This is a genomic window from Acinetobacter sp. NIPH 1852 (assembly GCF_022549455.1).
Lineage (GTDB): Bacteria > Pseudomonadota > Gammaproteobacteria > Pseudomonadales > Moraxellaceae > Acinetobacter.
In genome coordinates this window covers 1-620 of record NZ_JAKZGG010000051.1, presented here as the reverse complement: position 1 = coordinate 620, position 620 = coordinate 1, and the positions used below count along the sequence as shown (strand labels likewise).

Sequence of the window (620 nt, the reverse complement as noted above, 5' to 3'; positions counted from 1 at the left end):
ACAACCACTGTCGCTTCTGGATCATCAACTGTACCTGTCAATTCAGGTGTGTTGTCGTTGGTGACCACTTCATCAAGCGTTACCACTGGGGCTGTGGTATCGACTGTTAATATACCAGTCGTTGTACCTTCATTCCCCTCTGCATCTGTTGCAGTGACTGTAACTTCATAATCACCGTCTGCTAATTCTGCAACAACATTGTCAGCAAGTGTCCATGTACCATCGCCATTATTCACAGCTTCATAATCAACACCATCAATGGTGACCACGATAGTTGCTGTCGGACTACTTACAGTACCTGTTAACTCTGGCGTGCTGTCATTTGTCAAGCTCGTTTCAAGTGTGACTTCAATGTCAGAATCGCTGTCTGAGTCGCTGTCGCTATCAGAGTCAGAATCGCTGTCTGAGTCGCTGTCGCTATCAGAGTCAGAATCGCTGTCTGAGTCACTGTCGCTATCAGAGTCAGAATCGCTGTCTGAGTCGCTGTCGCTATCAGAGTCAGAATCGCTGTCTGAGTCACTGTCGCTATCAGAATCGGAATCGCTGTCTGAGTCGCTGTCGCTATCAGAGTCAGAGTCGCTGTCGCTATCAGAGTCAGAATCGCTGTCTGAGTCGCTGTC

General features: G+C 48.2%; 1 pseudogene. It reads right to left on the bottom strand.

Going from position 1 to position 620, the window contains the following annotated elements:
- Positions 1–427, bottom strand: a pseudogene (locus MMO38_RS16515) (Ig-like domain-containing protein); the annotation flags it as partial.
- Positions 428–620 lie beyond the last annotated feature (193 nt).